Consider the following 19926-nt stretch of genomic DNA (forward strand, 5'->3'; position numbering starts at 1 on the left):
CTATTTAAGTAGTGACTATAGAAAGGTTGATTATATATGGATTTCCACTTAGACCCATCGATATTAATTATTTTAATTGTTTTTGGTTTTTTAGCTTCATTTATTGATTCAGTAGTAGGGGGTGGTGGACTGATTGCTTTACCTGCTTTATTATTTACGGGACTGAATCCAGCAGGGGCAGTAGCTACGAATAAATTAGCATCGACAATGGGGTGTGTAACTAGTAATATTGTGTTTTATCGTTCTGGTAATCTTGATTTGAAATCAGCGTTTAAATTATTTCCACTCACTTTCATAGGTTCCATAGTAGGTGCATGGACTGTTCATTTAATGAACCCAGAGATACTGAAGCCTTTGATGTTACTAATGCTCGGTGCTGTTGCTATTTATACGATATTCAAAAAGGATTGGGGTAGTATTTCCACTCATAAGAAATTGTCCGTTCGGCACTTCATTATTTTTACCTTTTTTGTTTTTGTTATTGGTTTTTATGATGGATTTCTAGGTCCTGGCACGGGTTCATTTTTAATGTTTTCCTTTTTATTAATTGGGTATGATTTTTTAAAGGCAGCAGGTAATGCGAAGTTTCTTAATTTGGGAAGCAATATTGGTGCATTGTTGATGTTTATGTGTTTAGGACAAGTAAACTATGTGTATGGCTTTATAATGGGAATAGCACAAATTGCTGGTGGGATCATTGGCTCCAAATTTGCTATAAAAAAAGGAAGTGGGTATGTTCGTGCCCTTTTCATTACAGTAACTTGTTTATTATTAGCGAAAAATATTTATGATTATATTCAATAATTTCTAAAATTAACTTCCCATATCGAATTTTATGTTAACAAAAAAGTAGACTGATTATCAGTCTACTTTTTATCTGTATTTCTGTATTATTAAAAGAACTAATCTTTTAACTCATCATTTTTAAATCAATATAGTTCATTCATATCTAGTTCGAATGATTCTAAAGGCCAATATCTATCATCATTTGCTGGTTTTGCATATGCATAAATAGTGACTGTATCAGGCATTGAATATCCAAGGTTGTCATAAATTCTGTAGATCTTATCAAGGATATACTCTTTATCCTCTGAAATTCGTGCAATATTTCCTGTTCTTTCATTTTCATTTGGAGTTACAGAGATTATATCTTGATTCCAATCAAGATCATTCAAAAAATCTTGCCCATCAGGACCTTCGATTGTAAAAATAATTTCATCGTAGTATTTATTTGTAAAATTATTACTTAACTCTTTAGCATAAAATCTAACTTTACCACTACTTGTTACTCTAACATCAACATAGGCGTTACTTTGAACACTATTAATGCTTTTTTCTACTACATTATTAGAATAATTACTTACTATACTTGTTTCTGCCGCAAATGCATTTCCAGCACCAGAAAGCATAATCCCTGCTGCCAAGGTTCCTACTAATACTTTATTAAACATTATAACATCCCCTTATCTTTTATTTTTTGAAACAAGTCCATTTTATAAGATTACTCTTTCTCTAAACTTTCATTTATCTTAAATGAACCTTACAAAAATTATGTAAAACAACGAATGAGGCTTACATCAAATGTCTTTTTTGTTTAAAGATTTGAACCTAGCCGGAAGGAGAGCATAAGGTTTTTTTGCTATCAGGGGTACAGCCCTATGCCTATCAAGTTAATAGAACTGAGTTTTCTTAAAATAAAAACCACCGAATTATAGAAGTGGTTTTGAACGTAAGGAATTTGTAAGAAAGGAGTAAGAAAAAAGAGATTTTCATTGTGTATGATCAAAATGTAGAGAAGAACGAGAGGGGGAATAGATACTATATATTTATATAAAAACAAATTAATTAACAAAACTCTATGGAAGAAAAGAAGAAATTACAGAGGTTAACATACATCTGAAAAAGGGGGATTAATCATTTATTAGGTCAGAAAGTTGTTTGTAGAAATAATTGGTGCACAGATGATTGCAAATCCACTCTTGCCCTTTTGTCTTTGGTTAAGATGAAAGCTGTGTGACTAGTATAAAACAGCAAATAACTACCGATACAATATGAATAGAGGAGAGGAATATCTTTATGAAAAAGCATTGTCAAATTACATCTACAGGTTTAGTCCTTTTAATGACTGGAAGTTCTCTGTTATACACAACACCAACCTCAATTGTAAAAGCGGAGTCCATTCAAAATGTATCTAGTCCGTTACAAACAAGCACTCAAAGAGAACGTAATTCCGTCAAAGAGGCAATGCGGGATACATTGCAACTTGGATATCCTGGGATACTTGCTAAAACTTCTGAGGGTGGAAAAACATGGAGTTATGCCGCTGGGTTAGCGGACCTGAGCACCAAGAAACCAATGAAAACAGATTTTCGCTTTCGCATTGGTAGTGTAACGAAGACGTTCATTGCAACAGTTCTACTTCAATTATCTGGAGAGAACCGTTTGAATCTAGACGACTCCATTGAAAAATGGTTGCCTGGTGTCATTCAAGGAAACGGATATGATGGTAACCAGATTACTATCCGGCAGATATTGAATCATACAAGTGGTATCGCTGACTACACAAGGTCAAAAGACTTTGATATGATGGATACAAAAAAATCGTATACGGCTGAAGAATTCGTAAAGATGGGGGTTTCTCTTCCCCCAGACTTTGCCCCAGGAAAGGGCTGGTCTTATTCAAACACAGGATACGTAGTACTGGGGATCCTTATTGAAAAAGTAACTGGAAACAGCTATGCGGAAGAGGTTGAAAATCGGATTATTGAACCGCTTGATTTGTCAAATACATTCCTACCTGGCAATTCAAGCGTGATTCCAGGCACCAAGCATGCCCGTGGCTATTTCCAACTAGACGGAGCAAGTGAGCTAAAAGACGTTACTTATATTAACCCAGGTAGCTCGGATGGAGATATGATTTCTACTGCTGACGATTTAAACAAATTCTTCTCTTACTTACTCAGTGGCAAATTACTGAAGGAACAGCAACTAAAACAAATGCTTACTACAGTTCCTACAGATAGAGAAGGAACCGGATATGGTCTTGGGATCTATGAAACTAAGCTTCCAAACGGTGTCTCGATATGGGGACACCAGGGTAAAGTTCTAGGGTTTACCACTTTTGCTGGTGGCACACTTGGAGGCAAGCATACATTGGCCGTCAATTTGAACAGCCTTAAAGCTGATATTCCTGATCCATTTAAAAATATTTTACTTGCTGAATTTAGCAAGTAGGTAAAAAGGAAAACCGGATAAATTTTGTCATAGTTTTTATAGTTAAAAATATGCCTTTCTGGTTCAAAAACAACTTACTCTAAAAATTTTTTTTAGAATAAAGCAAGTTCTTAAGTTGATAGGCATGAGGTCCCGCCACGTCGCCATCAGACTAGGGTTTTGGAGTATCCCCTAAACGAAATTTTGTTTCTCTACAGGTAGTCACTTTGAGATGTCAGTTCATTTTTTTCTTTTTTTTCTTTAATTGATGAGTGTGGGGGAGCACCCATCGCTATCAACTTAAGAGATTTTAATACTCGTAATTAAGTACCAAAAAACGTTATCCTTTCTAATCTAGTTTAACCGTTTGAAAAATGACTAACTTGAGCATTAAGCTTACGGAATGAATAACCAAATAACCTGCTCCCTTTATTTTTGGATTGAAGGTTATTTGGTTTTATATTGGTATGAATGAATTAAGAATTTCTTAAGAACCTATTAAGAAATAAGTTAGTTTTAGGAACTAGAATAAATTTATCTTAACAGTAATAAGAGAATTAATAGTTTAAACTGAGGTCCTTAGAGCATGTCAAAAAACTAACAAGTAAGTATTTCAGGAGGGTTTTATGAAAAAGAAAATGATTATTGCACTTGGTGTTTCTGCTATAATACTGACTAATTTTGTAGGAAGTACTTATGCAGACTCGAAAACAGAAGTTTCTGTTACAGCTCCCTACAATACAAATCAAATAGCGGAATGGTTAGAAATGCATGCAAAGCCTTTAAAAACAACTAATCCAACTGCATCTTTTAATGATTTAAAACCACTTAAGAATATGGTAGGTTCAGCTTCAATTGTAGGTTTAGGTGAAGCTACGCATGGGGCTCATGAAGTTTTTACAATGAAACAGCGCATTGTTAATTATTTAGTATCTGAAAAGGGATTTATCAACTTAGTTTTAGAAGAGGGATGGGACAGAGCTTTGGAGCTTGATCGATATGTTCTTACTGGTAAGGGAAACCCAAGCCAACATCTATCACCTGTATTTAACACAAAAGAAATGTTAGATCTACTTAGTTGGATTCAACAATATAATGCTGATCCAAAACATAAATCTAAAGTGCGTATCATTGGGATGGACATTCAATCAGTAAACGAGAATGTTTATAATAATATAATAGAATATATAAAAAGAAACAATTCAGATCTTGTACCTAGAGTAGAAGAGAAGATAAAAGGTCTTATTCCTGTAACAAAGGATATGAATACTTTTGAGAGCCTTACGAAAGAAGAAAAAGAAAAGTATATTTCAGATGCTAAACAAATTAGTGCTTTATTAGAGGAAAATAAAAGTTATTTAAATGGGAAATCTAAAGAGTTCGCATGGATAAAACAAAATGCTCGTATTATTGAACAGTTTACTACAATGTTAGCGTCACCTCCTGATAAACCATCGGATTTTTATTTGAAACATGATATTGCAATGTATGAAAATGCGAAGTGGACTGAAGAACATTTAGGAAAAACCATTGTATGGGGACATAATGGACACGTTTCGAAAACAAATATGATTCCTTTTATATACCCTAAAGTAGCTGGGCAGCATTTAGCAGAATATTATGGGAAACGGTACGTATCTATTGGAACGTCAGTTTATGAAGGACAATATAATGTCAAGAATAGCGATGGTGAATTTGGCCCATATGGAATATTAAAATCGGATGATCCAAACAGTTATAACTACATCTTTGGACAAGTTAAAAAAGATCAATTTTTTATTGATTTACGTAAGGCAAACGGCGTGACAAAAACTTGGTTAAACGAACAACATCCAATTTTCGCTGGAATAACTATGGAAGGGCCTGATATACCAAAAACTGTTGATATATCATTAGGTAAAGCGTTTGATATACTTGTTCAAATTCAAAAAGTGAGTCCATCTCAACTACATCAATAAATTTAGAATAATGTGCCTTAATGAAGTGTAGTGTTAAGTGTCAATAGAGTTGTTTGAAAATGTCAGTTAGGTTATTTTCATTAAAGGATTATTAAATGGAATAAATGTTTTCAAATTAGAGACGATGTGGGATAGAAGCACAGTATCATCAAGTTAACAAAATAAAATTCTCCCTAAAATGAAAAAATACGCTATTCTTGGTTCTGTTGCAAAGTTTTCTAAACTAAGCTACACTTTCGAAAAAGAAAACGAGGAGAATTAGGGGTACGGAAACGATTCAAAGAATAACCCGCCACAACTGAAATTTTTTCCAATTTAGGCGGGTGTTTTTTCTTATATTTTATCTTGCAGTTTCCTATATAAAGCTGATCTTGAAACATTGGTAATTTCACAAATTTGTTTTACTGTCATATTTCCTTCTTCATATAGCTTAAGTGCATAATTCATTCCAGCATGCTTTTCATGATACTTTATAACTCTTCCTTGATACTTTCCTTCTTTTTTTGCAAGGTCTATTCCTTCTCGTTGACGCATTCGAATTAAGTCTCGTTCTAATTGGTTTACTCCACCCATAACCGTCATCAAAAAATGACTATATGGATTTTCTTCAGATAGATCCAACCAAGTATCCTTTAATGATTTTAAATTTGCCTTTTTATTTTTTATGTAATCAATTAATTCAAATAAGTCTCGTGTACTACGAGTAATTCGAGTTAAGTCCGTTACATAAATTATATCGCCTTCTCTCAGGCCGTTTAACATATTTTGAAGTTCAGGTCTGTCTTGTGTAGCACCTGACACTTTTTCTTCATATATAATGTCTATTCCAATTTTATTCATTTGCTGTAATTGTCTCTTTGGGTTCTGATCAACAGAACTCACTCGAACATACCCTATTTTTCTCATATTCTACTCTCCTATTTTGAAACAAGTCATATGGGACACCTTGAAGTACCATTATACCAGGTTCAATAAAACATCCCAATAGGGTTTACTCTATTGGAATAAACTAGGATTGACCATATAAAAATTCAAATTTTATCCCTGCAAGTATATAAATATTTATCAGCAAAATTAATACTTTTTTGTATTTAAGGGTCACACGACATCGCTATCAAGCTAATATTTTGAAGTACCCCCAAAATGAACATTTCCTTTTTCTACAGTTAGTTATTTGGAGAAGTCAGCTCTTTTTTCGTTTTTGGGGTGTTTACTTTTCTTAAGTTGATAGGCATGGGGAATAGCAAACGAACTATTAAAAAACTCCTTATAAATAAAGGGTTTGAACTTTTTTAAAAATAAGCATGTCAAAACATATACATTTCAATTGAAACATTTCAAATAATCATAAGTCGTATTTTTGAAATAAAAAATTCTAGATTTATAGCTATGTCATAAAGTATGCTTTTTGACAGTAATCACAACGTTTCATTACTGTTGTTTAAAAACCTTAGTCATGAGTATTCCATTAAAGGGCCATTTAATTAAATAACTTACTTTAAAGAAAATTGGATATTAATGTGAATTTAGATCATATTTGTGAAGGATTGAACTTAAACTAACGTGCAGGATAGTTGAAAAAGGCTTATTGAAGATTATTTTTATGTATTAATTTACACAGAATGGCTGTAGTTTGCACAAGGATTACGCACTTTAACAATTTTTAAACATTTTACTGATATTATAATGCAGAATATATGATGAAATAGATTTTTAGTGATGTTATGTTAATGTATGAAAAAGACAGATAAAAAAGAGGCGAATTATTTATGGTTAATATACTTGTAGTGGAAGATGATGTAAAGCTAAACCAGATTGTGTGCACATATTTAAATGATAATGGTTATAATTCAACTGGCTGTTTCAATCCTCGTGAAGCCTATGATTTAATGTATAATTGTTTATTTGATTTAATTATTTCAGATATAATGATGCCGGAAATAGACGGGTTTGAGTTCGCAGAGACGGTTAGAAATATTAATCAGACGATACCAATTTTGTTTATGACAGCCCGTGACGATATTACTTCAAAACAAAAAGGATTCCGAGCAGGAATTGATGATTATATGGTAAAACCCATAATTATGGATGAACTGTTAATGCGTGTAGGTGCACTTCTTCGACGTGCAAATATTGCCAATGAAAGAAAACTAGTTGTAGGTAGTCTTGCTATGAATGCTGACGAAATGACTGCGACAGTTGGTGGTGAGGAAATTCCTGTTACCGTAAGGGAATTTAATATTCTTTATAAAATGTTATCTTATCCCAAGCATACTTTTTCACGTGCACAGTTGATGGATGAGTTTTGGGGAGTGGAGAGTAATACCAGTCTTAGAGCTGTGGACGTGTACATCACAAAACTGCGGGATAAATTCTCTTGCTGCAACGATTTTAAGATTGTGACAGTACATGGCCTTGGTTATAAAGCGGTATTGTTATGAGGAAAGGAAAAAATACTAACAGGGAGAATGATCTACGAGTTAATACTAAACATATCTCAGTCATGGGTTTTGTATGGACATACCTGATACTGTTAGTTTTAACTGCTGGTCAGACTTTTATATTTCGTGCCTTTTTACACACTGAAAGGCTGCCAATGGGGTATATATTGGGTATGATGGGATACTGGGCAATCGTTACCCTGATATTTTGTCTGGTAACCGCAAGACAACGTTATCTAGCTTATGACACACCTATGAGGAAACTTAGCGAAGCTGCCAAGAAAGTAGCAGAGGGTGATTATTCTGTTAGGCTTCCACCGCTTCGGAAAGATGGAAAAAAGGATTATGTGGAAGTAATGTTTGAGGACTTTAACAAAATGGTAGAAGAGTTGGGAAGTACGGAAATGATGAAAAATGATTTTATAGCAAATGTTTCTCATGAGATCAAAACGCCTCTTTCTGTTATTCAAAGTTATGCCATGGCATTGCAGAAGGAAGATTTGACTCCAGAAACGAAAAAAGAATATACTCATACGATCATAACAGCATCTAAAAGGCTTAATACACTTGTAACGAATATATTGAAACTTAATAAATTAGAAAATCAGGAAATTCGTGTGTCAGCTAAAGCCTATGATTTATGCCGTCAAATCAGCGAATGTGCATTATCATTTGAGGAGTTGTGGGAGGGAAAAAATATAACATTTGAGGCAGATATTGAAGACCGTGCAATCATTTTTGCAGATGAGAGCATGTTAGAAATTGTTTGGAATAATTTGCTTTCAAATGCAATCAAATTTACAGATCCTGGAGGAACAGTCAAGCTCACGCAGACATCAGATTCTGGAATGGTAACGGTAACGGTTGAGGACAGTGGATGTGGCATGAGTAAAGAAACAGTGGTGCACATTTTTGATAAATTTTATCAGGGTGATACTTCCCATTCGCAGGAAGGAAACGGACTTGGGCTTGCGCTTTCCAAGAGAGTCATTGAAGTCGCGGGTGGCAGCATAACGGTAAAAAGTACGCCAGGCATTGGCACCGCCTTTACAGTAAAATTAAAAAAATATGAGTAGCTTTATATCATCTCAAACAGCTTTCTGATTTTGGAAAGCTGTTTTTTTTTTGCAAATTCGAATTAACATTTTGTAAACAATTCTTTGACAACTTCTAAACAAATTCAATCCATAATGTATGCATCAAAAGAAAACCATCAGGAAGATAAATGGAAACCTTTTGGCAGTTCTAATTGTTATTTGTGTTGAAAAACCAAATTAGGAGATGAAATGTTATGAAAAATAAGATGTTATATGTAGTTGTATATGGTGCATCCGTAGTAGCTGGATTAATCCTTTTTACTGCAGGAAAAATAGCACAAAAGAAAACTACGTTAAAGAACCAGGCTTGAATTAACATTTTACAAACATTTCTTTGACAACTTCTAAACAAATTCAATCCATAATGTGTACAGCAAAACACTAAAACGAATTTTGAAAGGAGATTCAAATGGCAAAGTATCTTTACAAATTGGGCTTATGGTCTGTTAAAAATAGAAAAAAGGTGTTCCTAGGTGCCATTGGGCTATTTATTGCATTATCGATCATCGCTATAAGTATGGGACCAAGCTTTAGTGGAGGAATGACAATACCTGGCACAGAATCTACAAAGGCAGGGAAATTGTTGGAGAAAGAGTTTCCTGCAACAAAAAATACCGGCGCTACAGTTCAGTTAGTGATGAAGGCACCAAAAGATAAAACTTTGGAATCTGAAGATGTAAATAAGGTTATTACGGAAACTCTAAACGAAATAAAGAAGGATAAGGCGGTTACTTCAGTAGCAACCCCATTGCAACTTCATAATTTAAGTGCAGACAAAAGGATTGGATATGCCGACGTTAACTTTAAGGTTTCGGCTGATAACGTTACACAGTCCTCTAAGGATAAAATATTAGACAAGATAAAAATAACACGACATGCTGGTATTCAAACAGAGATAGGAGGGAATGTCACTTTTACAAAAATTGATACAGGAGAAAAAACTGAAGGTATAGGAATTCTGGTTGCATTCATGGTATTAGCCATAACTTTTACTTCTTTTTTAGCCGCTGGACTGCCAATCATTACTGTAATACTGGGATTAGCAATTGGAATCATGGGAATTCTGATAGGAACCAAATATTTTTCGATTGCTTCTATGGATCTCTCTTTATGTGGAATGTTGGGATTAGCTGTCGGGATTGATTATGCTTTATTCATTATATCCCGATTTAGACAAGAGGTGAGCAAAGGAAATGCTATAAATGAATCGGTAGCTATAGCCACTGGAACTGCAGGAAGTGCTGTCGTATTTGCAGGTATGACCGTAGTAATCGCGCTTCTTGGATTATCGGTTACAAATGTTCCATTTTTAACCTCGATGGGAACATCCGCTGCACTATGTGTATTCATGGCGATATTGGTTGCCATCATGGTAGTCCCTGCCATGCTTGGAATGATGGGAGAAAAAATTAGCCCATTCAGGAAAAATAAATTTTTACAAAAGATTACCCGAGTCAATAAAAAACAAGCCAGTTCAAATAAATGGGGCATTGTTGTTACAAAACGTCCCTTTCTCGTTACCATATTGGGAGTAGTTTTACTGGCCATAATCGGTATTCCTTTTTTTCATATGGAATTAGGACTTCCAAATGATGGAACAAAATCAAAACAAGTTACAGAGAGAAGGGCGTATGATTTACAGACAGAGGCATATGGTCCGGGATTCCATGCTACTTTAGTTGTTGTAGCAAAAAACAATAATCCATTAACGGATGCAAAAAATTCAATAGAAAAAGCAACAGAAGATATAAAAAATTTATCTAATGTCAAAAGTGTTAGTCCACCAATTCCAAGTCCTTCTGGAAAGGTTTATATGATTTCTGTCACTCCAAAAACTGGACCTGATGATATTAAAACGAAAGATCTAGTGAATGAAATTAGAGCAAAATCGAAAGTCATGCAGAAAGAACAGCACATCCAATTGTTTGTCACGGGTACGACAGCGGTTAATATTGATATATCTCAAAAATTAAACGATGCATTACCGAGATTTGCTTTACTAATAGTAGGGTTTGCCTATCTACTGTTACTACTTGTATTTAGGTCGATTCTTGTCCCATTGAAGGCAGTGCTCGGGTTTCTTCTTTCAGTGGTAGCCACACTGGGATTTGTGGTGTATGTAATACAAGATGGACACTTAATGAATGTATTTGGGTTACCTACTACAAGCCCTGTTTTAAATTTCTTACCTGTCCTTGTGGTCGGTATATTATTTGGATTGGCAATGGATTATGAAGTTTTCTTAGTCAGCCGGATGCGCGAAGAATATACACACACAGGGAATGCTAAAAAATCCATTTTGGCTGGAATGAACGCTAGTGGGAACGTGGTGACAGCGGCAGGATTGATCATGATGGCAGTCTTTTCTGGATTCGTTTTCGCAGCAGACCCAATTGTTAAATCCATGGGATTGGCTCTTACATTTGGTGTCTTCTTCGATGCCTTTGTTGTTCGATTGACCATTGTTCCCGCCGTAATGACGCTTATGGGAAAATCAGCTTGGTATTTACCAAAATGGTTGGATAAAATCTTACCGAATATTGACATCGAGGGAGAAACTATTATGAAACACATTGATAATAAATCTAATAAATCTTTAACTCGGATGAGTGTAGAAAAAAGCTAAGTAAATTTGTCAATGAATAAGATTATAAAATTCGCGTGTTCCCATCTAAGAAGCAGATTCTTTTGTGTAATTTAGGACGTTGTGATTCTGCAACTGCATGGTTGAAATAAATGTAAAACTAACGACCTTGTAATCCGAAAAATGGAAAGAAAACAAAGGCAGAGAACCAACGGTCTCTGCCTTTTTCCTATTAAGGAGTCCCACCCCATCGCCATCAAGCTAAGTCTGTATATGTTTAATTTCAGGTGAGATTTTTAATTTCTTCTAAAGACTTAGTATAGGTTATTTAAAGATTTGCATACCAAATAAACCCTATTGGATTTCAATTTTTCGAATTAAGCTGCACTATTGTTAAACACGGAACAATGGTATACGACACCTAAAATATCAAAGATTGTTTTCTTCTCATACCTATGGGACTTTCGCCCGTTTTTCTGCAAAAGGTTGAACAAACGAAGCAAGATCTTTGATAGCTCTTGGGTGTCTTTTTGTAGAGCTTGATAAAAAATTGGAAAATAATCTTTAATGATATAAACAGCTTTATATTCACTCAACTCTCGTTTCTTCTTGGCGAGGAGTAATTGGCGCATTTGAAACATAGTGGAGGAACAAAGAACGATACTAATTAATTGCCCATATAAATGACACTCTAATCGTTCCAGTTTTACAGAATTACATTGGTGAATACGAAAAAATGATTTCCATGTTTTAAAGATAAGTTCAATTTGCCAACGTAATGAGTAAAAATCGTATACTTGTTCCTTTGGTAGATATTCCGAAGGGATATTTGTAATATAAAAATTAATTGCACTGAGACGCTTACTGCGTTCTTTATAGGTGATTTGTTTCTTGTGTTCTTTAGATGCTAAATCCTTTTGTCTACGTTTCATTTGCGTTTCAGTTAATTTATACAGAATTAGTCTTGCAGGAAGCTTTTGATACATTCCAATATAGATTTCAGGAATTTCGTAGGTTTCGCCTGGTTGTAACTGGTGGATAAACTGTTCCATATCCAGTTGTATGTACTCTGAATGTTTTTTTATCGTTCCATTTTGAAAATACTCTGGCTCTTTATTTTTTGATACATTCGAGTATTGAGCTTTAATCGGGAGATAAAATAAGCGCCACATTTGTCTATGGTATGTAGATCTTTTAAATCGAAGTAACCTAAATCACGTATACATACATCTTGCGGTTGAAGAGACGTTAGACAAGTAGAACCATAGGTTTTATCATTATGTTTTCCAGAACCTACATGAACATGTAGAAACTGACCACTTAGTAAATCGTACTCTAATTGAATTTTCACACCAGCACTATGACCGCTGCCTCCTGAACCTTGGTATGTAGTAACAAATTTATCTGGAATCTGAAAATGTGTAGAATCCAATACACGAATACGACGAAAATAGTTTGTATATGAAGTTGAAATTTGGCTAGATGAACAAAATTGTTGGTGGAGTAAGTACGCTAAGAGTTGTTGTAAAAATTGCACAGCCTGAGAGTTAAAGCGTTGATTGAGTCCTTCTGGACTCATAGAAATACCTGTGTTAGCTTCTAATCGACTACATAATTGTGTCAACGAAGTATGAGCTATGTTTTGGCTTAACCAAACACATAAGGCTACTAAATCTTGTACGCGGTATTTACTTTTTCGTTGAACAAATCCTACTTTTCTAGCTAACTCATCCAAAGCATGTGGTGACATATGTCGCTGTAATTCATTAGAAAACAATTGTAGTTCATCCGAAATTGATAAATTCATATAAAAACGCCATCCTTTCGCTATATGTTTACAAAAAGAATAACATTTTTTATAGTATGGATATAAATCCACCTTAGCGTGATGGCGATAGAGTACCACCAATAAAATGGGAAAAACATATCCTAGAATTTCCTTTAGGATGAAAAAACTATTTTTCTACGATAGCCAATTGCTATTTAGAAAAAAAGGTACCGTTTCCTATATTAAATGTGGTGTTATTGCACAAGTGACACACCCAATATAAGAGGATACCTAACATGAATGTAAACTAAATTATTAATGTACGTAATAATGATTCAACAATATGAATTTTAAGTTATAATAAATTATTACAGAGCAGAGTGTTTGTTAGTATTTACCGCATCCAATATATCCCTTATTATATCAACAACAACTTGAGGTTGATCAATATGTATTGCGTGTCCAGCATCTTCAACAATAATATGTTTTTTATTAGTCGACAAGTTAGCAAGTTCTCCCTGGAATTTCATCCAAGTAGCCATAGACTCCACTGTATGAAAAGGCTGCAGCCCCCCTGTTACAACAATGAGTGGAATATTTCCAAGTGATTTAGAAGTACGAACTTGTTCTAAGCTTTCTTCCACTTCATTAAGAGAACCTTCCAAAGTAAATTGATTATAATAAGCCTCCTGAATTTCTTTTGTAAATAAAGAGGGCAATATTCTGTTTTGATCCTCGTGAGTTGAGTCTAAGAGAACGACTCCTACTACTTCCTCTGGATATGTGCTTGCAAATAATCTTGTATTTAATCCTCCAAATGAGTGCCCGACCAACACATATGGAGGTTTTATATCTGCTTTATTAAGTAAGAGACGTAGATTTTCGACACTTTGTTGACTATGGCGAGGTCTTTCATTCATTCCGCTTTTACCAATACCGGCTCTATCATAAATAAACATTTTTGAGAACTTTGAAACCTCATCTCTAATCGGATTCCAGCTTTCTAAAGTAGCTCCATATCCAGAATCAAAAACTAGAGTTGGACCTTCATTATTTTCCCCTAACAATTCATAGTATAATTCAATACCACCTATATCTAGTCTTTTTCCCTTTTCATTCCCAATTAATTCACTCACATCCAGTCCCTCATTTCTCACTTTGATATAAAAAGGAAAAGTCACTTCTATTTAGAAAACTGACCTTTCCAGTCATCCATCTAAAATTCCAAATTTAACAAGTTCAATTTAATTGAACTTATCGTAACATGTACTGATTTTCTTTTCAAGCTAAAGTTTAATATAATTGAACTTGTAGATTAATTAAAAAGGATGTTAAAAATGAATGAGTTAGGAAAAAGAATAAATAAATTAAGAATAGACAGAGGTATGACACTTGTAGAACTAGCTGGCAATAAAATGTCGAAAGGGATGTTAAGTATGATTGAAAATGGGCGCGCGAATCCTTCAATGGATAGCTTAAAATTTATTGCGCGCCAGTTGGGTTGTGATCCTCAATATTTGTTAGGGAACCCTACATCCGATGAGCTAAAGTACTTATTTAATAAAGTTGAGGAAGCGTTTGAAGAAAATAATGATGAACAGATAATTAATTTGACACAAGGCATGCTTGACCAACAGTTTCCCATTTCATTTGAATCTGCTAGAATATTGGAGATTTTCGGAAGAACAGTTATGAAGTCCGATCAAAAACGTGGAGAAATGTTGATAGAGCAGGCAGTAGCAATCTATGAAAGGTTATCCCTTTATAGCCACTGCGTGGCTGCTAAAGTACATGTAGTAGAATGCCATGCAAAAGAGGGAGATTATCATGGTGCTCTGATAATGTTACGAAATGTAAGAAAAGGATATGATGAAAAGGCCACAGTGATTGATAAGGTCGTTGAGATAGAAGCGAATTACGTTGAAATGGTCATACTCTTCGGGATAGGTGACTATAAATCAGGAAAGAGTAAACTTAATCAATTAATTGAAATATTTAAGAGGAAAATGGTCTTTTATAAGATGGATAATATTTTTCGAATTGCAGCGTTCCAAGCCCTTCTTCATAACAATGAAAATGATTATACCTATTTTATAAAGAAGGCAGAACAGTTTGCTGTTTTTAGTGAAAACGATAAGTCCTTAGCTTTCACACTTTTACTTCAAGCTCATTATCACAATCAAATACCAAAGGATTATGATCAAGCCCTCTTTTACTTAGATAAGTTTGCTACCCTAGTAAATGGGAATCTCGGAAGTGACTATTATTATCTTGAAAAAGGGAAAGCGTTATTAGGAAAAGGGCATGTAAAAGAAGCTCTTGAAGCATTTGAGCAATTTAAGATGCCAAACATGACAATTTACCCACTTGAATTATGCATTCTCTATACTGCAGATGCATATAGGGCGAATTGTCTTTTACAACTTGGAAGAGTAGAGGAAGCACTTATCTATGCGCAGAGGGCAGCTAGTAAAATAGATTCGCTACCTCAAACGCCTTATCAAGGTTTTATCAGTAGCACCTTAGAATTAGTGAATAAAAGCTTATAATAAAATTTTCGTTTTGGGGATATTTCAAAAACTTAGCTTGATGGGCATGTGGTGCTACCCCTTAAAGAAAAAATATTGAGAACGCAAAGTCAAACAGGGAAAATGGCAATGAGAATTTATCCTGTTTGGGATACCACCGTTAGCAATCAAGCTAAAAAGAGCCAAATGTGGCAACTTCAATATTTTGTTGATTTAAGTGATATTAATAATTTGCCTATAGATAAACTATTAAATTTATATTCGTAGCTTTTGGTTTGCCCCAAAAAGAAGTAATTACAGAAAAAGCATTTGTAATGACGCCTCCTATGTGAATCGTAATTTTTGTACCGGTACAGTTAAACGAAATGTACGTTGTTACAGTGCCCCTTAAAATTTACAATCAGCATATATTATTTAAACTTATAAATTTTTAAGGGGTGCTAAATATGACAAGTTTACAAGATCAGCTTTTCGCAAGATTAAATCTTAAAAAACGTAATGAAGTAACGTTTGAAGAATTACCTACTATACTTTTTTCGTTTGCGCATACTATACCATTTGAGAATTTAGATGTTATAGCACGTAATACGAATCAAATCTCTCTGGAAAACTTACGAGAGAAAATTTTAACTAGTTCCCGTGGTGGACTTTGCTACGAATTAAATACTCTTTTTTACTATTTCTTAAAAGACTGTGGTTATGATGTACAACTGGCATTAGGTACGGTTTATAAAAATGATATAAATGCATGGGCACTTGAGGATGGCCATATAACAATTATTTTAATCTTTGATAATGTACAGTATTTAATTGATGTAGGTATAGCTTCGTTAGTACCTCTTGTTCCCGTACCTTTTACTGGTGAGTCTGTTTCTTCAAAAAATGGTTCGTACCGGGTGAGACGAAAAGATACGAGTAAAGGAAATTATGTTTTAGAAAGAATAGATGCTGATGGAGAATGGAAAGTTTGTCATGCTTTTTATAAACATATTATTGATGAGATAGTAGTAAACGATGTTCAAAGAAGAGTGATAGAAGATGAGAAGTCTATTTTTAATAAAGGACCAATTGCAGTAAAGTTGACGAACTCTGGTCATATTTCATTAACGAATACAAGTTTAACTGAAATTATTCATGGGGAAAAAACTAAGCGTGAAATTACAGAAGATCAATATAGAGAGTTTTTATATACTTTATTTGCTATTAAGTTATGAATAAACAAATAGCCGGTTCTTATTCAGAAGCGGCTATTTTTATTATTTTTGGTGTAAATGGTTTTGGTCTAATATGTTTTGGAAACTGCGGTATAGTTAATGTTTTTAATGTTTCCGCAGCTTCTTCATATGTATGAAAAATTGGTTCTTTTCCATCATCTCCTTGTAAAACTAGCCCTTCATCTCGGATTACATATGGCATAAAACCACCCCTTCTATTAAAGAATTATGTTCTTTTGCAGCAGAATGCTACGATTTAAAGTTTGATTTTCTTAATACATATAATACACTAGAACAGTATGAACAAGTATGTACAATGAATTTTGAATGTAAAGGAAGATTATTATGTCAGTTATTGATAAATTGAAACTTAATAAGTATACAAATATGGTCGTTATTAACGAACCAAATGATTATGACATTTTTACAGGTAAAGAAACTGCATTCTGGGGTACAGACCCATAGCCATCAAGCTAAGAAAAGCAAATACCCCAAAACGAGAAAATTGACATCTCTAGGTGAAAATATACATTTTTTTATTTTGGGGGCTTTATAAAATTCTTAAGTTGATGGAGATGTGGTGCTACCCCCACGATAAAAAGTCATGAGCTAACGAGCTCATGACTTTTTATATGCAATATCACAAATAATCTGGGAACACTTTACAGCCCTTTTCTTGCTCCATATCATGTCCAAAGAAAATAATCGGATTTTCTTTCCTAACAACATCTTTTAAACGTTTTATTGAAGATAAAGCTAAATCCGGATCAAATCCAGCAAACGGTACTTCATCTTCAAAGTTTTCTTTCGTATATGATGCATCAATAGTTAGTAACACTGGACCTGATTTTTCCGTCTCAATTAATAATGACTGATGCCCTGGTGAATGTCCCGGTGTATATATTAATTGAACACCTGGCACTACTTCATAATCCCCTTCAATGATTTTATAGTTTAAATTCGGCAATATACATTCTTTCAAATATTCCTCTCTGTGGAGTGCTGCCTCATATTCAGCACGCTGTACAATAATTGGTGTATTTGTAAAAACGCCATTTCCTCCTGCATGATCAAAATGCAAGTGAGAACTAATGACATAAAGAAGATCTTCTGGCCCATATCCGGCACGCTTTAAAATATTTACGATCCTATCGTTCTCATTCATTTTAGGTAAAATTTGACCTTCAACAAATGTACCTTTAAAAAGATTCTCATTATTAAGCGCACTTTCTGGCATACCTGTATCTACTAAAATAGGTCCCTCTTCTGTCTCCAAAAGATAACACCAAACAGGTAAGTTTAATAGTTTACCCGGTGTAAGTGTACTATTAACTGAAGAATGATCCAACATACAACGACCTGCTGGGACGAAATAAAGCTTCTTTACTGTCATTATGTATCCACCTTTACAAATAATTTAGGATAAAACAATACAATATTTCGCTTATTAGAAATAAACTCCTTCTCACCTTTCATTATTTCAACTATTATTATTACAAATTCAGTGATACTGGAAAGCCTATGCAGGAATTCAGTCCGCCTTTAGGCATAGGATAAAAGTGTCACTTTTCCGTAGAAAAGTAAACGTCAAGTAGGGGTACAGCCGAGATACGTGTAATTTTGAGTCATAAACTTACTTTTATTTCCAAACATAATCAAATTGGCGTTTTCTTTATTATTTTTGAACCTATTATCACACACCCTAATCATACAATCGAAACGAAGTGTTTTCAGTAACTAACTAATGAATGATTAGGGTGTACCCATAATAGACAAATTCCTTAATAAAAATAGATGAAATGATATTTATAAGTTTAATAAATTGTATCTGGAAATAAAAGTAAGCCTATAACCTATTTTTACACGTATCTCGGTCGAACCCCTTTCTGGAGCAACAAAGGATCGTGAGCAACTTCAAAAAATGTTAGAGGATTTACGGGAAGGTGACATTATTTATGTTACAGACTTAACTCGGATTACTCGTAGTACGCAGGATTTATTTGAATTGATTGATTTAATACGAAGTAAAAAGGCAAGCTTAAAATCACTCAAGGATACATGGCTAGATTTATCAGAAGATAATCTATACAGCCAATTCTTAATTACAGTAATGGCAGGTGTTAACCAATTAGAGCGAGATCTTATCCGTATGCGACAACGTGAAGGGATTGAATTGGCAAAAAAAGAAGGCAAGTTTAAAGGCCGGTTAAAGAAATATCATAAAAATCACGCAGGAATGAATTATGCTGTAAAGCTATATAAAGAAGGAAATATGACCGTAAATCAAATTTGTGAAATTACAAATGTGTCTAGAGCTTCATTATATAGAAAGCTATCCGAAGGGAACAAATAGTCCTTCCTTACCCCATATTCTGGAATAAGGACAGCACAATTTTTCATTTAAAGAGCCATAATGTAGAATATAAGAAGCAAGGGAAAGAGGAGGAATCTAAATGGATTATCATCCGATTAATCTAAGGGAAAAGTTGTCTAAATTTAGTGACCAATGGTCGCCCAAAGTCATTGGTGAAATGAATGACTATCAGTTTAAGCTGGTAAAGGTTCTAGGGGATTTTGTATGGCACGATCATAAAGAGACTGATGAGGTATTCATAGTACTTGACAGTGAGATGGCCATCGCTTTTCGTGATGGAGAGGTCAAACTCTCTAAAGGAGAAATGTATGTTATACCAAAAGGTGTGGAGCATAAGCCCTATGCTGAAAAGGAATGCCATATAATGCTGGTGGAGCCAAAAGGTGTAGTCAACACTGGTGAAACCAAAGGCGAATTGATTGCTGAAAACGATGTATGGATTTAAGCTAATAAGATAGTATGTAATTGAACAAACCAATTACCGATCACTTTCACCAAATAGGATATGGACTCACTAAAATGTTCTTCAAGAAACGGGCGCTTTAATGGAGTAACTAAAGCCTAATTTCTCACTTATAATCCCGAGAAATTAGGCTTTTTATATTTGGATTTCTTTAACGTTGTAAATCCGCATTTTCCTGACGCTACCCCATGCCCATCAAGCTAAGAAATCAAGTTACCCCCTAAACAAAAAATCTCACTTTTTATCTGAAAAAAGTGAGATTTTTTGTTTACTATCAAACTAGCAG

14 protein-coding genes and 3 pseudogenes are annotated in these 19926 nt (G+C 34.2%); 11 read left to right on the plus strand and 6 right to left on the minus strand.

From position 1 onward, the window contains the following. Positions 1-36 precede the first annotated feature (36 nt). Complete coding sequence (locus tag ACFQZ1_RS21245; protein ID WP_377884134.1) at positions 37-804, plus strand: TSUP family transporter; 768 nt, start codon at positions 37-39, stop codon at positions 802-804. A gap of 125 nt (positions 805-929) precedes the next feature. Here the strand turns inward: ACFQZ1_RS21245 and ACFQZ1_RS21250 are convergent, their stop codons facing one another. After that, on the minus strand, positions 930-1451 hold the full coding sequence (locus ACFQZ1_RS21250) for a hypothetical protein (protein ID WP_377884135.1): 522 nt from the start codon (positions 1449-1451) through the stop codon (positions 930-932). A 625-nt stretch (positions 1452-2076) separates the two neighbouring features. Here ACFQZ1_RS21250 and ACFQZ1_RS21255 point away from each other — a divergent pair. Next, complete coding sequence (locus ACFQZ1_RS21255; protein ID WP_377884136.1) at positions 2077-3234, plus strand: serine hydrolase domain-containing protein; 1158 nt, start codon at positions 2077-2079, stop codon at positions 3232-3234. Positions 3235-3839: 605 nt separating this feature from the next. Continuing rightward, positions 3840-5171 (plus strand): erythromycin esterase family protein, encoded by a 1332-nt coding sequence (locus tag ACFQZ1_RS21260; RefSeq protein ID WP_377884137.1) that lies wholly within the window; start codon positions 3840-3842, stop codon positions 5169-5171. Between the two features lie 333 nt (positions 5172-5504). On the opposite strand, the gene ACFQZ1_RS21265 is transcribed toward ACFQZ1_RS21260, so the two are convergent. Then, positions 5505-6077, minus strand: coding sequence for a recombinase family protein (locus ACFQZ1_RS21265; RefSeq protein ID WP_377884138.1), 573 nt, complete (start codon positions 6075-6077; stop codon positions 5505-5507). A gap of 863 nt (positions 6078-6940) precedes the next feature. On the opposite strand from ACFQZ1_RS21265, the gene ACFQZ1_RS21270 reads away from it, so the two are divergent. The 3 genes from ACFQZ1_RS21270 (at position 6941) to ACFQZ1_RS21280 (ending at position 11335) form a co-directional block, all read left to right on the plus strand. Next, on the plus strand, positions 6941-7612 hold the full coding sequence (locus ACFQZ1_RS21270) for a response regulator transcription factor (protein WP_377884139.1): 672 nt from the start codon (positions 6941-6943) through the stop codon (positions 7610-7612). Next, positions 7609-8688 (plus strand): HAMP domain-containing sensor histidine kinase, encoded by a 1080-nt coding sequence (locus tag ACFQZ1_RS21275; protein ID WP_377884140.1) that lies wholly within the window; start codon positions 7609-7611, stop codon positions 8686-8688. The genes ACFQZ1_RS21270 and ACFQZ1_RS21275 overlap by 4 nt, the downstream gene beginning before the upstream one ends. 430 nt (positions 8689-9118) lie before the next feature. Further along, positions 9119-11335 carry an MMPL family transporter gene (locus tag ACFQZ1_RS21280; RefSeq protein WP_377884141.1) on the plus strand — a complete coding sequence of 739 codons (2217 nt, stop codon included), beginning with the start codon at positions 9119-9121 and terminating at the stop codon, positions 11333-11335. A 335-nt stretch (positions 11336-11670) separates the two neighbouring features. On the opposite strand, the pseudogene ACFQZ1_RS21285 reads toward ACFQZ1_RS21280, so the two are convergent. Beyond that, positions 11671-13100: pseudogene (locus tag ACFQZ1_RS21285) on the minus strand (IS4 family transposase). A gap of 329 nt (positions 13101-13429) precedes the next feature. Further along, positions 13430-14197 (minus strand): alpha/beta fold hydrolase, encoded by a 768-nt coding sequence (locus ACFQZ1_RS21290; RefSeq protein ID WP_377884142.1) that lies wholly within the window; start codon positions 14195-14197, stop codon positions 13430-13432. A gap of 201 nt (positions 14198-14398) precedes the next feature. On the opposite strand from ACFQZ1_RS21290, the gene ACFQZ1_RS21295 reads away from it, so the two are divergent. From ACFQZ1_RS21295 to ACFQZ1_RS21305, 3 genes and pseudogenes are all read left to right on the plus strand, one after another. Then, complete coding sequence (locus ACFQZ1_RS21295; RefSeq protein ID WP_377884143.1) at positions 14399-15610, plus strand: helix-turn-helix domain-containing protein; 1212 nt, start codon at positions 14399-14401, stop codon at positions 15608-15610. Between the two features lie 60 nt (positions 15611-15670). Then, a pseudogene (locus ACFQZ1_RS21300) lies at positions 15671-15856 on the plus strand (MepB family protein); the annotation flags it as partial. A 179-nt stretch (positions 15857-16035) separates the two neighbouring features. Further along, positions 16036-16803 carry an arylamine N-acetyltransferase family protein gene (locus tag ACFQZ1_RS21305; protein WP_377884144.1) on the plus strand — a complete coding sequence of 256 codons (768 nt, stop codon included), beginning with the start codon at positions 16036-16038 and terminating at the stop codon, positions 16801-16803. A gap of 19 nt (positions 16804-16822) precedes the next feature. Here the strand turns inward: ACFQZ1_RS21305 and ACFQZ1_RS21310 are convergent, their stop codons facing one another. Continuing rightward, positions 16823-17005: a hypothetical protein gene (locus ACFQZ1_RS21310; RefSeq protein ID WP_377884145.1), complete on the minus strand. Its 183-nt coding sequence runs from the start codon at positions 17003-17005 to the stop codon at positions 16823-16825. Between the two features lie 438 nt (positions 17006-17443). Further along, positions 17444-18196: a quorum-quenching N-acyl homoserine lactonase AiiA gene (gene aiiA / locus ACFQZ1_RS21315; protein WP_377884146.1), complete on the minus strand. Its 753-nt coding sequence runs from the start codon at positions 18194-18196 to the stop codon at positions 17444-17446. Between the two features lie 483 nt (positions 18197-18679). On the opposite strand from aiiA, the pseudogene ACFQZ1_RS21320 reads away from it, so the two are divergent. Both ACFQZ1_RS21320 and ACFQZ1_RS21325 read left to right on the plus strand, forming a co-directional pair. Further along, positions 18680-19156, plus strand: a pseudogene (locus ACFQZ1_RS21320) (recombinase family protein); the annotation flags it as partial. Positions 19157-19256: 100 nt separating this feature from the next. Further along, entirely contained in the window at positions 19257-19622 is a 366-nt protein-coding gene (locus ACFQZ1_RS21325; protein ID WP_377884147.1) for a cupin domain-containing protein, read from the plus strand. The last annotated feature ends 304 nt before the right edge of the window (positions 19623-19926 follow it).

The sequence above is a fragment of the Bacillus sp. CGMCC 1.60114 genome, assembly GCF_042676365.1.
Taxonomy (GTDB): domain Bacteria; phylum Bacillota; class Bacilli; order Bacillales; family Bacillaceae_G; genus Bacillus_A; species Bacillus_A rhizoplanae_A.